Origin of the sequence: Aureispira anguillae, assembly GCF_026000115.1 — a bacterium.
Lineage (GTDB): Bacteria > Bacteroidota > Bacteroidia > Chitinophagales > Saprospiraceae > Aureispira > Aureispira anguillae.
The window spans coordinates 2,377,372-2,392,286 of the sequence record NZ_AP026867.1; the positions used below are offsets into that span (position 1 = coordinate 2,377,372).

The window sequence follows — 14,915 nt, forward strand, 5'->3', positions numbered from 1 at the left end:
GTGTATTATACTGTTTGTTTGGATAATACAATATAAATAACCATTGGCGCTCCCAAAAAGGAAGTGACAACATTTATTGGTAGCATCTGATCACTTCCTGGTAATTGTGCAATGAATTGGCAAAATAACAAAGTTATCATTCCCAGCAAAATTGTTCCGATTAATAAGGTCAAATGCTGATGGGTTTGAAAAAGCATTCTAGCCAAATGAGGCACTGCAATACCAACAAAGGCTATGGGGCCACAAAAGGCGGTTATTCCTCCTGCCAAAATTGCGGTAACTAAAATGATTTTTTGCTGCGCTTGTCTTACATGAACGCCCATGCTCAAAGCATACTGCTCTCCTAGCAAAAGGGCATCCAAGGACTTTGTCAAACCAAAAGTCAACCCCAATACAGCCATGCAAATTGGCAGCAATAGCTTTAATTCTTCCCAAGTTACTCCTGTTAAGCTCCCCATTGACCAAAGAACAAATTGCTGCAAAGCCTGTTGACTACTAAAGTATTGCAATAAGGAAACAATAGCGCTAGTAGCACTCCCAAACATTAAACCTAAAATAAGTAAGGTATTAATGTCTGAAATTCGCCAAGAGACCAACATCAACAAAAAAAGCACCAAGCCTGCGCCCAACATTGCCATTATAATAAGCATCCAATTGCTAGTCCCTAAATTCGCAAACAAAGCAAAGGAACTTAACCAACCTGTTGCCAAAATGAACAAAGCTACTCCTAGCGATGCACCAGAACTAATTCCTAACACAAACGGTCCAGCAATAGGATTTCTAAAAAAAGTTTGCATCAGCAAGCCACTGACGCCTAAACTTGCACCACTAATCAAAGCAGCCAAAATTTTTGGCATTCTAAAATCCCACACGATTGTAACATCACTCTTCTGCGAAGAATTGCCCAGCAAAACATCCAAAATTCGATGGAGTGGAATCTCTACAGATCCCCAAATTAGGTTTAGCCAAAAAAACAGCAGCAAAACAAAAAAAAGAAAACCTATTTTTAACGTTGTAGACACTCTATTTTATTAGTTTAAAGCTGTTTGTAATAAAATAAGCTATCGGCAGATACCACTTCATCATGAAAAATATGGATCATGTCTTTTAGAACCCGATGGGGTTGAACAATCGCTGATTCAAAAATATCTGAGCCGCCATTATCGCTCGCTCGTTTATAATAATTATAGAGCCTCCCTTCTTGAAAAGCCTTAAAATCTTGATACTTTTGTTCTGCTTTCCCTAAGGCTTCCTTAGTCGATATATGAGACATATTGATCCAATAATCAACCTCCAAAGCTTTGGCATAAACTGCTTCAAAATCTAATGGAACTCCGCTAACCGTTTGGTCTTGTTCCCATAGGTATTTTGCCCCAGCATCTTTAATAAAAGTAGCCATTAGGCTCTTTCCTCCTGCAACGTACCAAGTTCCTTTGTATACAGCCCCTGTCAAAACAGTTGGTTGTTTGGCGCATCCTGCTGCCTTTTCTTTGAGGGTTTGATATTGCTGGGCAATCTTTTCAAATTTAGATTGAGCGAGTTCTTCTTTGCCCAAAAGGTAGGCGACAAACAAAGCCCATTCTGCTCGTCCCAAAGGCGTTGTTTCCATAAAATCGGATAGCATTACAGGGGGAATATCCATCTCTTTAAACTTTTTGTACATTTCTTGATCTCCGATGCTATAGACCAAAGCGATATCGGCATTTGTTGTCAGTGCTTTTTCATAGTCAATTGTATTCGTCCCTCCTATTTCTACAATTGTTTTGTCCTCTATTTTTTTTCGAATCAATGGGTTATAAATATACCCCCCATTTGCCACAGCAACAATTTTATCACCAGCTTCCAAAAAGTCCAAATAAGCTATATCGACCGTACTGCTGCAAATTATTCGCTCTACAGGAACTGGAATTTTTAAGGCATTAGGATGGGTCGTTGGCGCTGCCTCATTTTTGGGATAAAGCAGGTATTGAAATTGTTCTTTTGAGTTTTTCCAAGCAGACTTTATCGTTAAAATTGTATGCTTCCCCTCTTTTTCTATTTCAAAATTAGTAGCATGGCTCAACAAAACTGCTTTTTTATCCAACTGATTATCAGACACAGGTGGCAACTCAGGAGTAGAATTGGTACAGCTTATTAAAAAAAACAGGCAAAAAGCAAAAAAGTAAATTGGCATAAGTTGATATTTTTTGTGGCACAAAAATACAAAAAACGTTAAGCTTTTTATTCCTATTCTTCCTTTCATTAAAATCACTCGATATTTCACATTTTTTTTTGTAACTTATGAGTTTATCACAGATATTACTTTAATTTATTCAAACCTGATTGTCAATCACATAAACCCCAGAATCATCTTTATAAAATGTAGCCCCTAATTTCCTTTTTTGTATTTTTTATAGTTTAAATTTATTAAATATGATTTGTCCTGACAAAAAACCAACTATTATAAGCTCTAAATTTACACAGAAACATTTATTCATAGGGCTTAACTTTTTATTCTTTTCTACCCTCTCTTATTCCCAAAATGTAGGTATTGGTACAGCAAGTCCAACAGAAAAACTCCATGTTGTTGGAAATGCTCGTATTACGGCTTTATCTAATCCTGGTACAATTGGTGATCGAATGGTAACAGTAGATGCCAATGGAGTACTGGGAACACAAGCACTCCCTGCTACAGTAACTGCTGGCAACGGTCTAATAAGCACCATTACGGCTCCTCCATTTACACTAGAATTAGATGTTGTTGCAGAAAATGGACTGACCACTAATCCAGATAATATTCGTCTTGGAGGTTCTTTGCTAGAAGACACTAGAATTACGCATGACATTTATAATTTAATACACGAATTAAACAGTTCTGGAGATTTTCATATTGCTACTGGCGGTAGCAATAGGTTTTCGGTCTTGGACAATGGGCGTACTACCGTAGGAAGTACCGCCAATGCAGGGCGCTTTAATGTAACAGGCGATTCCTATTTTTCAGACGATCTATTCCTAAGAGATGGAGCTGTTGACAATGGAGATATTTTGGTTAGAATTTATGATTCTTCTGATGACGGAATTATTGATATTTATGAAAATAATGCCTACAACATTCGATTACATGGAAATGGTCCTAGTATTTTTAATGAGCAGGGAATCAACACCAATGACTTTAGAATAGAAACCTCAGGGCAAGCCAATATGTTTTTTATAGATGCTGGAACCAATAGAATTGGCATAAGAACCAACACCCCTGCAAGCATGCTAGAAATGAGCAATGGAGGAGTTGCTGTTGGGGCTAATGCTATGGCAGACTATGAAAATGCTGGAGCCGATGGTGTTGCACTTTCAGGGCATAATCAAGGAGCCACCAATCCATACAATGCGGTAGAAGGTATTAGCAATTATGGTGGTACCGCTTTTATTACAGCTGGCGTTTTTGGCTTAGCTATTAATGCGAGTCAAACGCATAGAGCGATAGGTGTTCGAGGAGCAGCCAATGGAAGGGATGGTGTTGGCGTTCGTGGTTCTAGGCAAAATACAGGTGGTACAGTAGGTTGGGGAGGCATTTTTTATAACGATTTAGGGTATACGGGCTTTTTTGGTGCTGCTTCTGACGAAAAAGCAAAGAAAAATATCCAACCCATACAAAAAGCCCTGACAATTGTTCATCAACTCAATCCTGTCACCTACTATTTTGATTTAGAAACCTATCCTAATATGGGCTTAAATACAGAAATGGAATATGGGTTCATTGCTCAAGAGGTCCAAGCTATCTTGCCTGAGATTGTACGCAAAAAAAACTTAAGTACTGATGCCTGTCAAAAAATTAACAACCAACAAGCAACAAAAGAAAACCATGAATCTTTTGTTGTTATGGACTATACCCGCATTATTCCAATTTTAACAAAGGCTATAAAAGAACAGCAAAGTATTATTGATAATCAAAATCAACGCATCCTAAAATTGGAAGCAATAACGAAGCAAATCCAACATAGCCAAACAAAATAAGCTTTATTGCAGTCTGTTTAATAGAACCTTAAGACATTGTTTATCTTTAGATGCATTTACCCTTTTTGTGAATGCATCTCTTTTTTTGAATAGCAAATGTATTGGTTTATCAACAAAAATAATTACTTTTGTTTTACTAGAAACAAAACTGTGCACATATTTGTTCTTTTTAAATTATGACTAGTATGGCAAAATCAATATACTATCCAACCCCAAAAAACGAATTGGAAGTTCGTTCTAATATTGTTCTAAAATACTTTTCCAAATGGTCTAGTTCGTTAATTACCAATATAAAAACGGAGCAGTTGGAAGAAAAATTTGCTGTGGTAGATCTCGCTGCTGGATGGGAATTAGAAGAACATAATGATGCCATCATCACTAAACTTTTGGATTGGGCAACCTCTCAGCCTCAATTGAGAAATATGCTGTCCACTATTATTAATGACCGAGACGAACAGCAAATTGCAACGATTACCAAACACTTAACGACAATCCATCATATCGAGTTATTAAGATTTTCGCCTCACATTCATTTTTCGGAAGTGGACAACAAACTACAGGCAGCTATCTCCTCGATAAAAACATTACCAACTTTAGTCTTAGCCAATTGGGGTACCTATAAAGGATTAAGTTTTGAATTCCTTTACAACTTAGTCCACCAAAGTAAAAGTGATTGTTTACTCTTGTTTGATTATAAAAAGATGAGTAGTTTTATCCATAAAAAAAACAAACAAGAAGAGTTAGCTCGACTTTTGGGAGCCAAAACCAGTACTGAATTACAACAAGTATTAAAAAAACGATGTTCTGCCTTAAAAAAAGAAGAACTCATCACCAAGGCATTCGAAAAGAAGTTAAAAAGTACGATGGGCAAAGGGCTTCTCAATCCTTTAAAGTTCAAATTTTATGACCATAAAAATAAAGCAAGTCACTTTTTATATTTTCTAACCCAAAACCAAGAGGCTTACACCTTGATGAGAGAGATTTTCTGCTCAGAAAGCCAAATTATAGAAGATGGCATTGGCAACTTAGCCTATAACCCCAACAAAGGAGCTCAACAAAAAATAACAAGCCCAACGCTTTTTGGTTCTATGTTTGAATTGGAGCAAGAATTGCTAAAAACCTACCAATCTCAGACCTTGCAAATAATAGATATTTATGAAAATCATCATTTGGGGCGATCATTGATTAAAAAAAATTATATTGATGCATTGCTCAACCTAGAAAAAAAGAATAAGATTACCGTTACTCGCAAACGTCGTCCACGCATTGGTCTAAACAATCCGCTCCATCTCGGCGACAAAGTTTTTGTATCCTTTAATAAGTAAGCAAAATTAACACAACTCATTAATGATTAATCCATTTGTACCAATCGTTATGCATTAAACTGCTGAATATTTTTTGATTTTTACAAAAAAATAGCCGACTACTACTTGAAAAAATGCTTTAATTATTGTTTTTTGGGTGGGTGATTCTATTTTTTCTAACAAAAGAATTTTAGCTATTTCTTTTCTCGTTTATATAGCCTTTCGTTTGCTTGTTTTGTTGTTTCGTATAATGCCTTTTTGGTTATTATACCGACTTTCTGATTTTACCTACTTATTGTTATATAAAATTATTGGGTATAGAAAAAAAGTCGTTCGCAAAAATCTCAAAAATGCGTTTCCTCAAAAAACAGCTAAAGAACTAAAAACAATAGAAAAGAAATTCTACCAGCACCTTTTTGATATTTTACTAGAAGGCATCAAAGGTTTTTCCTTATCTAAAGAAACCTTACTAAAACGACAAAAGTATCTCACTCCTGACTTGCCCCAAAGTATCATAGACAAAGGAAAATCTGCCTTGATTGTAGGCGGCCATTATGGCAATTGGGAATGGGGAGGCATGAGTGCTTCTTTTCATGTTAGCACCGATGTTGTTGTTCTCTTTTCCCCTATAAAAAACCCATACATTGACCGATACATCAAAGCTTCTCGTGGAAGTTATGATACGTTTTTCTGGGCTAGCCCACAGGCTCCTAGAGCGTTTAAGGCGTACAAAGACAAAAAAGCAACCTTTGTGCTAATTGCCGACCAGTCTCCAAGCAATCCAAAACGTGCACATTGGCTTCCCTTTTTAAATCAGGATACTGCTGTTTTGCGTGGTCCTGCCTCTTATGCTCACAATTATAACATTCCTTTATTGTTCATTGATATACAACGGGTAAAAAGAGGCTATTACACCATGGCCGTTTCAGTCATAACAGAACATCCGCAAGACCATAGCCCTCAAGAACTATCAGCCATGTATATGCAAAAACTAGAAGGGCTTATTCTTAAACGTCCCGAATTGTGGCTTTGGTCGCATCGACGTTGGAAACATAGCAGATCAAATGAATCAACAGTAAACTAAGATTTAGACCATCTTTTTTCAACACTCTGCTAAAAAAACATACAATAACAGCTTGCGATGCACCAACAGGTGCTCCATAAGTTAACAAACGAAGTATTATTTTTCATAAAATGAATAAAACTCGTTATATTTAGAGCAACTCAAAACTCCTTGATGCTTTATTTAAAAGCAAATCGATTGTCCTTCAATCCATTAATCGTGTGCTAGAAAGCCTCCCCCCCCTTACAGTTTGATTTTTATTCTTACTAATTCATAAGTTTTTAATAAAAAATAGCTCTTTTTTTCTCTTTAAGGCAGAAAAAACCAAGCTATTATTAAAGTAATACTCCGTTAATTAGCTCGTTACACTCGTGAGATATTTTTTTGCATAGCTTTAGCTACAAACTAGCGCAGTTAGTACGCTAACGCTTATGGTTTGCTTTGCTCATGTATTCGATTGATTAACGGAGGAATATAGAACAGAACACACAAAAAAACAAGTATGAAATACTTCTTAACACTGCTATTTACCTATAGTTTTCTCTTTTTAACTGCCCAAAAGGATTATACAATTCTACTTTCTAAGGGTAATATTTTGCTCTCTAAAGATGTACAAACCGAATGGGAACGATTAAAAAACAATCCTCAATTTGTGGTCAACAATCAATTGTATGTCTTAATCCAATTGGACGACATTCCCAATACCGAAGAAAAAAGAAATCTACAACAACAAGGAATTCAACTTTTGCACTATATTCCTAATTATGCGTGGATAGCAAGCATTTCTAAAGGGCTTACAAGCTCAGCCATTCAAAATGCCAAGATTCGAGGAATTTCTGAATTTAAAAGCACTTGGAAAATGTCTTCTCAGTTAGAAAATGCAATCATCCCTTCTTATGCTGGCAATATAGAGTTGCTTTCTACTCGGATTTTGTTTTGGAAAGGTGCTAATGGTTCTAATTATACCTCTTTGTGTGAAGCAGCTGATTTAAAGGTTGAAAACAGTAGTTCAAAATGGTCTTGGGTTGAGGTCAATAGCGACTGGAAAAGCCTGATGGAATTTGCCAAACATCCCTTGGTTCAATATATTGAATTCCCCGACCCTCCACAAGAAAATGAGTTCCAAAATGAAATAACTTTAATCCAAAGCAACTACATTTCTAATAATCCCGCACAAGGACTATTTTTTGATGGAACAGGAGTTCAGATTGCCGTCAACGAAGGTGGGATTATAGATTCTGCCCATCAAGCTAATTTTAAAGGTCGATTGGATCGAAGCTTAGAATCAGGGAATGCTTCTGGGCACAAAACGGGTGTTGGAAGGCGCATGGCTAGTGCAGGAAACATCAACCCTGATTTGCGAGGTACTGCCTTTGGTGCCCACTTACATTCTGGGGGAATCAACTTCAGCAATGCCGCTTCTAATGGAATCAACATTATCAACAACTCTTTTGGATGGGGCTGTATTGGCGCAGGAACGACAAGTACTTATAATTCTGGAGCAGCCAACAATGACAATTTAGTCCGAACCCATCCTTCTTTTATGATTACTTATTCTGCTGGAAATATGGGCGGCAGTGATTGTGGATATGGCAATGGAACAGCAGGCGCTGGCTGGGCAAATATTACAGGCTTAACCAAATCGGGAAAAAATATATTTGCAGTGGGTGCCTTGGGAACCAATGGCAATTTAACAGGATTTAGTAGCCGAGGCCCTGCTTGGGATGGGCGAATTTTACCCGATATTTGTGCGACGGGTCCTGGTGGGACATCTCATGCTTCACCCAACCTTGCAGGTGTTTTTGCTCAATTGATGCACGCCTACAAAAGTCACCATTCTGGCTTAATGCCCAAATCAGGGTTGCTCAAAGCCATTCTAATGAATAGTGCCGACGATATGCTTAAACCTGGTCCTGATTTTAAGTCTGGATATGGGAAAATTAACGCTAGAAAAGCTTATCATACCATCGCCCAGAATCATTTTTTGACAGACAGTATTACACAAGGAGCGACGAATACTCATTCTATCACTGTTCCTCCAAATGTAAAAGAGGTTAGAGTAATGGTTTATTGGACCGATTATGAAGCCGTTGCAGGTATTACAAGTCGTGCTTTAGTCAATAATTTGGACATGCAGCTAGAAGATCCCAATGCCGTCCAATGGCAACCTTGGGTACTAAATCCTAGCCCTGACTCAGCCCTGTTAGAACTACCAGCCGTTCGAGCGGTTGATTCACTGAATAATGTCGAACAGGTAAGTTTGTTCAATCCGATTACAGGCAATTATACACTACGAGTAAACGGAAGCATGGTACCACAAGGGCCACAAGAATATTTTGTAGTTTATGAGTATATTTTTGATGAATTATGGGTTACTTATCCCTTGGGAGGGGAACATTTTACCCCCAATACCAACCAACGCATCCGATGGGATAGCCAAGGAGACAGCTCCAATACCTTTGATTTATTTTATTCTATTGACAATGGCGTTAATTGGTCAACAATTGTTACAGGGTTGGCAGCCAATAATAGGTTTTACGATTGGACCGTTCCAGATAGCTGTTCATCCCAAGCATTAATTCGAGTAGATCGTGGAGCTTTGACAGCCGTTAGTGACACCACTTTCCATATTTTAGCATCTCCTCAGAATCTAGCCATTATTTGGTCTTGTGGCGATTCTAGCCTACTCACTTGGGATAGCATCCCCAACGCAGATGGTTACATCCTTTATAAATTGGGAGCACAGTATATGGATTCTATTGCCTATACCTCCGCTACTTCAATCATTTTAAACAACCTATCTTTATTAGAAGCTGATTATTTGGCGATTGCTGCTGTCAAAAACAACGCACTCAGCCAAAGAAGTATTGCTATAGAACGCAGCCCAACCAACTTTAATTGCATGCCCAATGACATTGCCTTAACGCATATCCTTGCCCCTGGTGGTTCTGCACTTCCTTCTTGCCTTTCTAACCAACTAACCATCAAAGTAAATGTGCGTAATTTGGGTGTAAATGCCCTTCATAATATTCCCATCGCTTACAGTTTGGACGGAGCTGCACCTATATTCGATACCATTACAAGTTATTTGCCAACAGGAGCCACCGCTCAACTTGCTTTTAGCAGCCCAATTAATCTATCGCTAGGTCATCACTCGTTGGACGTTTGGACACATTACCCTGCTGATGGAAATCTGCTGAATGATAGTTTGAGCGATAGCTTAGTTGTTTATAATAATAGTCCTGCCACCCTGCCTCTAATGGAATCTTTTGATTCATTTATAACTTGTAGTACTGCTTGGGGCTGTGAAATGGACACCTGTAATTTAACACAAGGCTGGTACAACCTGTCTAATCTGCAAGACGATGATATTGATTGGCGAACCGATGCCAATGGAACCGCTACAGGAGGTACAGGACCTAGTGGCGACCACAGTTCTTCTACTGGAAATTATCTGTACTTAGAAGGCTCTGGTAATAGTGGCTCTGGTTGTATCAATAAAGAAGCTATTTTGCATTCCCCTTGTATAGACCTAAGCAATAGCAGTCAGGCAAGTGCTTCTTTTTGGTATCATGCTTATGGATCAAGTATCGGTGCCTTGCATGTAGATGTTGTTGCTGATGGGCATTTGCACAAAGACGTTATCGCTCCCATTGTCGGAAATCAGGGAGATCAATGGGATTCACTTTTTGTAGATTTATCTGCTTTTGTAGGACAACAAATTATTATAGTAATTAGAGGCTATACGGGGAATGGTTATCGTTCCGATTTAGCCATTGATGACATCAATATTTCCGCACAGCAAGTTATTACCCATCATCCTACGACAACAAAAAAACAGACATTAATTAATGTATTTCCCAATCCCAATAATGGGCAACTAAACATTGATTTAGGGAACAGCACGAACAAAGCAACTGTTCAAACTTTTAATACGCTAGGAAAAAACATACACCAACAAATCTATCAAAATCAACAACTTATTTCGCTAACAATAAACCAGCCTGCTGGAATGTATATGGTCTGTATAAAAACAGACGATGGTGAAACGCATATTTTTAAAATTATAAAAAGATCATAAAATGTCCAAGATTTTAATTTTAGGTGGAGCTAATTTTGTTGGGCGAAATTTATTAAATGAGCTGCAAAAAAGCAAGAAACACCAAATTACCTTATTCAATAGAGGAAGGACAAATTCTGAACTTTTTCCAGAATTTGAACGCATTGTAGGAGACAGAAACAGTCAAGACGTACAACAACTCGCTCAACAAGATTGGGATTACATCATTGATATATCCTGTTATTATCCTGCTTCTTTGGCTGCTATCTTAAAAACGATTTCATTCAAACAACTAAAACGATATATTTTTGTATCTACTTGTTCGGTATACAATCATAAACAATATCCCTCTGACCAACCTACGTTAGAAGATGACCCTATTCTATCCTGTACCAAAGAACAAGAAACTTCAGAACTTCCTGCCGCTTATGGCGAAAAGAAAGTTGCTTGTGAACAACTTTTGGCTGCTGCTGGAATAGATTATATCAGCCTGCGCCCTGGGCTTATCTATGGTGCTTATGATTATACCGATCGATTTTATTATTGGCTTTATCAAGTTCAAAAAAAGGATTGCCTCCTCCTTCCCAACAATGGAGCTTCCCTTTTTTCAGTTACTTATATTGACGATTTGGTTCAGGCAATTCTAGAAGCACTAAGCCACCCCAAACCTTCCAAGCTATACAATGTCATTAGCCAAACGCAAATTTCTATTCAAAAAATTGTCGATACCGCTTGCTCATTGTTGGATAAAGCCCCCAAAAGGGTCAATGCGCCAGCAACTTTTTTGCAGGAACAGAAGATAAGCGAGTGGATAGAAATGCCAATTTGGGTAGATGGAAATTACTTTACCTTTTCCAATCAAAAATTAGTGACCGATTTTTCTTTTAAGTTGAGTGATTGGACAGCGAGTGTAGCTGCTACGATAGCCTATTATCAAGCACTAGATTGGCCAGTTCCTACTTATGGCATTAGCGAAGAACAGCGATTAGACTTGTTAGACTTATTAACGACTGCCTAATGAATACGGCCCATTTGAAAACAAACCTATTTTCAAATGGGTCTAATTTAATTTTTAATTTCTTCTTTGATTTTAGTAGAAGACTTTTGGTAGGTCTGTCTCATTACTTTATACGCAAATTCTTCAATAGCTTCTTGCTGCTGTTTAGGGTTTTTCATCTCTACAATTTCCAATATCTTCCGTTGACCACTGGGTGAGCTAATAATTCCCCTAGCATAGCCAGAAGAATAATTTTCATATTTTTCTATTGTTGATTCTACCAAAGAGTTATAATTTGAAAAACTTCGTCTCACCGTCGCCAATTGCCGACTTAATGTTTTTTTCTTTGCTTCCGCCAATTCCTTTTCGTGCTTTATTTCCATCAATTCTTGATTGATGATTTCCTTCTCTATTTTTGCACTATCTCTCCCCATCTTCAACTGAGCTAATTCAAAGGCCAAGGTCGCCTTTTCAGTTTTATATTGCTGAATTTCATTTTTTGTCAAAGCCTTCTCTAATGCTTCAATTTTATCCACATTATCTTGATTTACTTTAGCAAAATACTGGTAAAATCCTACCGCAGTAGTAATGACAATCGTCAGGGCAGAGACTAGAATTGTTAAATAGGCTGGTTTTAACCAATCTGGTTTGCTCAATTGCTTCACCTCTTGCCTTAGTTTTTCTAATTTTAATTCTTCTTCTGTCATCGTCTAATTTTTAATTATTAGGAATAAAAAAGCTACCTTATCCTCCTTATTATGCAGCACAAGGTAGCTTTCGATTAACAGCGCAACGATCTATTTAATGGTATCAATCTTATTAAGAAAACCAATGCTAGGTGCAAAAAAATACTCCCCACCTCTCATGGTTACAAAGTCACCAAAATAAAAATCTACCTTATCTTTACTATTATAGGTTTTGGGCCATTGCTGCTCTACTTTTTTGCCAGCGCCAATAACAGGATCAATACCTGTTTTAGGTCTAGGAAAGGCAGGATTATTAGCCCAAGCTTTTTGCAAAAACACAAATTGCGCACGCAAATTGCTCTGGAAACACATAAAAAGCAAGCCCTTTTTGTTAGAGTCATTCGGCTTTCCATAAGGAATTGCTCTTCTGGTGATAAATCGCTTAGGGATCAATCCTTGCCCCCTTGGGTTGGTTTTGCGAATATGGGCATGAAAAGGGCATTTTCGACCTTTCCGATCTGTATTTTCATAGGTAAAATTATTGGGACTTGGCACATCTCCATTGGGCATTTTATTTTCATAGGTATCACTCAATGCCAAAGGTGTTCCATCTTTAAACCGTCCTACCGCCAAGGCTCCTGCATATTCTTCTGCCGTTACGCCCTTCATTTTTTGAGCCTTTGTTAATACTAGCTCTTTAGCTAATTCCGCAATTTTATTGTCAAAGCCTTCTACATCTTGCTCCAACTTGCGATAAACCAAAAAGCTCCCATAGTTATCGTCATTTCGATCCGTAAAAGGGTCTTTGATTAAGATTTTTTTTAAGGGAAGAATAGGATTCCATTGATCTGCCCCCGTTCGTTCTACAATTTCTTTTTCAATATCTTGGCTAATAAATCGAGGGTTGGATATTCCATCCTTGTAACCAAAATGCTCTTTTTGATTGTCCAGTGCCGCTCCCTTTTCTTCAACAAAAACCATAGCAATGCCATTGCCTTCCAAAAAAGATTTGATGCCCTCTGTTTTTTTAATCAATTCCTGTTCGTCATCATCTGCCAGTAATAAGAGTGCGTGAATCTCTTCCTTATAGCCCTTTTCAAATTTGGTAGGAGAATCGCCCAACCATTTCAAAGATCGCTTAGAATTCATTCCTTCTTGAAAAATTTTATTGCCTTGCTTTCTGCCCAGTTTTTTAGGGTCAAAGCCCAATTCTTCGTAGCCTTTAGCCGATAAGAAAAAATTCATAACAAGACCACCATCATGTGGTTTCACCCCCTTTTTAATGCTTAATTTTCGGTACTTTGAAGCATAAAGTTGATCCATCGTCGAGGTGAGTTTTAAGCCCTTTATCCATTGTTTCACCTCTTGTTCCTCCCCTTCAAAATTCAAAAACAATAGCCTCATATACTTCCTAGCAAATCCTTTGAGTATATTTCCCTGCAAATTTTCAAATAATTTGGTATACTTTCCATTTCCGCTGCCTTCTGCTTCATTGGGTACGCCATGCGGTGTTTTTAGATCAATTGCCATAATTTTTTTATTTTTAAGTCAAATTGACGGTGTTTTTAATATTTTGAGTGTAATGGTCTGAGTACAGGACAAAAGAGGTAAAGGATGCTGATAAAGTACTGTTTAAGCTAAAGCTATATTTCGATCTTAGATGCTAGACCGCTTTGCTTTTAGAGATTAGACCCTATAACAGCCTAATAGGGTCTAATCTCTAAAAGTTCAACGATCTAATATCTGAAAAACAGTTCCATTAATCCCTTACTTTATTTAAGTCCAATTGTTTAGCTATTAGCTCACTTCGTTCGTGAGGTCGCTACGCTTAGTTCGTTCCTCATGAGCGGGCTTTGCCTTTGTAGCTTTGGCTACAAGCTTACATCGTTCACTTCGTTCATACTTATAGTTCGCTTTGTTCGTGAGTCAGCAAGCTGGGTTGTCCTGTACACAGGTGTAATATTTAAAAAGTTCAACTGAACCCTTCAACAGTCCTTATTCATCCTCCCATTGATTATCGTAATCAACCTTATCAAAATAAAGCAGAGACTCATCTTCTTTTGCCTTATCAGGAGTCATCAAATCCATAGCTGAAAGCGCTCGTATTCCAAAAACAGGAGGCATCAAAAAACGGCTCTTGACCTTAGAGGCTCTAAACAAAGGCGTTAAGTTTTCTTGCGCAATAATTTTGGTAGATAAATCTTTGGAAAAAGAAATTTCAAAATTTAGCTCGGCATTAGCAATATCAATGGTAGCAGCTTCAGCATTTCCTTTGGCTTTCAATTCTACTTTTCCCTTGTTAGACCCCGAAATTAAAATGGTGGCACTCTCTGCGGTTACCAACTCGGTAATTACGGCCCAATCTTTATCCCACTTTCCTTCTTGGTACAATTTCAAAACTTTTTTCCCCAACCCAATTTGATCTTTAATACTTGGCGATAAGGTTCCGTTTGCCTTAAACAAAACGGCATCTGTTTTAGAAAATTCAACCAACATTCCAGCATCCAATTCCCCCAAAACACTATTGGCTGGTGCCATAGATCCAGATGCCTTTGTACTGATAGATACGGCTCCTTCCGAGCTGTGTTCTATGTCCGATTTAGAATTGTCTTTTATTACTTCAAAATCAATCCCCAAATCTGCAAGGTTTGAAATTCTAGTAAATTGATTTTTTTTGAGAATACCAATATCTCCTAGCGCCAAAGGGGTTTCAGGCAACCAAGTAGCTAAATAGCCAAATTTTCGACTTAATTCTCCAGTATATTTTTTATTGACTTTCATTGTTTTTTGTTGTTAATTTTTGAGATAAAAAAGG

At 37.7% G+C, this 14,915-nt stretch carries 10 protein-coding genes; 5 read left to right on the plus strand and 5 right to left on the minus strand.

What is annotated here, in order from left to right:
• Positions 1 to 5: 5 nt before the first annotated feature.
• Both AsAng_RS09130 and AsAng_RS09135 read right to left on the minus strand, forming a co-directional pair.
• Positions 6 to 1,022, minus strand: coding sequence for a FecCD family ABC transporter permease (locus tag AsAng_RS09130; RefSeq protein ID WP_264792467.1), 1,017 nt, complete (start codon positions 1,020 to 1,022; stop codon positions 6 to 8).
• Positions 1,023 to 1,036: 14 nt separating this feature from the next.
• Positions 1,037 to 2,173: an ABC transporter substrate-binding protein gene (locus AsAng_RS09135; protein WP_264792468.1), complete on the minus strand. Its 1,137-nt coding sequence runs from the start codon at positions 2,171 to 2,173 to the stop codon at positions 1,037 to 1,039.
• A gap of 239 nt (positions 2,174 to 2,412) precedes the next feature.
• Here AsAng_RS09135 and AsAng_RS09140 point away from each other — a divergent pair, with 239 nt between their 5' ends.
• The 5 genes from AsAng_RS09140 (at position 2,413) to AsAng_RS09160 (ending at position 11,435) form a co-directional block, all read left to right on the plus strand.
• On the plus strand, positions 2,413 to 3,990 hold the full coding sequence (locus AsAng_RS09140) for a tail fiber domain-containing protein (protein ID WP_264792469.1): 1,578 nt from the start codon (positions 2,413 to 2,415) through the stop codon (positions 3,988 to 3,990).
• Between the two features lie 185 nt (positions 3,991 to 4,175).
• On the plus strand, positions 4,176 to 5,315 hold the full coding sequence (gene tcmP / locus AsAng_RS09145; protein WP_264792470.1) for a three-Cys-motif partner protein TcmP: 1,140 nt from the start codon (positions 4,176 to 4,178) through the stop codon (positions 5,313 to 5,315).
• 136 nt (positions 5,316 to 5,451) lie between these two features.
• Positions 5,452 to 6,378 carry a lysophospholipid acyltransferase family protein gene (locus AsAng_RS09150; RefSeq protein ID WP_264792471.1) on the plus strand — a complete coding sequence of 309 codons (927 nt, stop codon included), beginning with the start codon at positions 5,452 to 5,454 and terminating at the stop codon, positions 6,376 to 6,378.
• A 481-nt stretch (positions 6,379 to 6,859) separates the two neighbouring features.
• Positions 6,860 to 10,438 (plus strand): S8 family serine peptidase, encoded by a 3,579-nt coding sequence (locus AsAng_RS09155; RefSeq protein WP_264792472.1) that lies wholly within the window; start codon positions 6,860 to 6,862, stop codon positions 10,436 to 10,438.
• A 1-nt stretch (position 10,439) separates the two neighbouring features.
• On the plus strand, positions 10,440 to 11,435 hold the full coding sequence (locus AsAng_RS09160; RefSeq protein WP_264792473.1) for an NAD-dependent epimerase/dehydratase family protein: 996 nt from the start codon (positions 10,440 to 10,442) through the stop codon (positions 11,433 to 11,435).
• A 47-nt stretch (positions 11,436 to 11,482) separates the two neighbouring features.
• Here the strand turns inward: AsAng_RS09160 and AsAng_RS09165 are convergent, their stop codons facing one another.
• From AsAng_RS09165 to AsAng_RS09175, 3 genes are all read right to left on the minus strand, one after another.
• The gene (locus tag AsAng_RS09165) at positions 11,483 to 12,121 is read right to left on the minus strand and encodes a hypothetical protein (RefSeq protein WP_264792474.1); all 639 of its coding nucleotides are present in this window, start codon (positions 12,119 to 12,121) and stop codon (positions 11,483 to 11,485) included.
• 90 nt (positions 12,122 to 12,211) lie between these two features.
• Positions 12,212 to 13,630: a Dyp-type peroxidase gene (locus AsAng_RS09170; protein ID WP_264792475.1), complete on the minus strand. Its 1,419-nt coding sequence runs from the start codon at positions 13,628 to 13,630 to the stop codon at positions 12,212 to 12,214.
• 465 nt (positions 13,631 to 14,095) lie between these two features.
• The gene (locus tag AsAng_RS09175) at positions 14,096 to 14,881 is read right to left on the minus strand and encodes a hypothetical protein (protein ID WP_264792476.1); all 786 of its coding nucleotides are present in this window, start codon (positions 14,879 to 14,881) and stop codon (positions 14,096 to 14,098) included.
• Positions 14,882 to 14,915 lie beyond the last annotated feature (34 nt).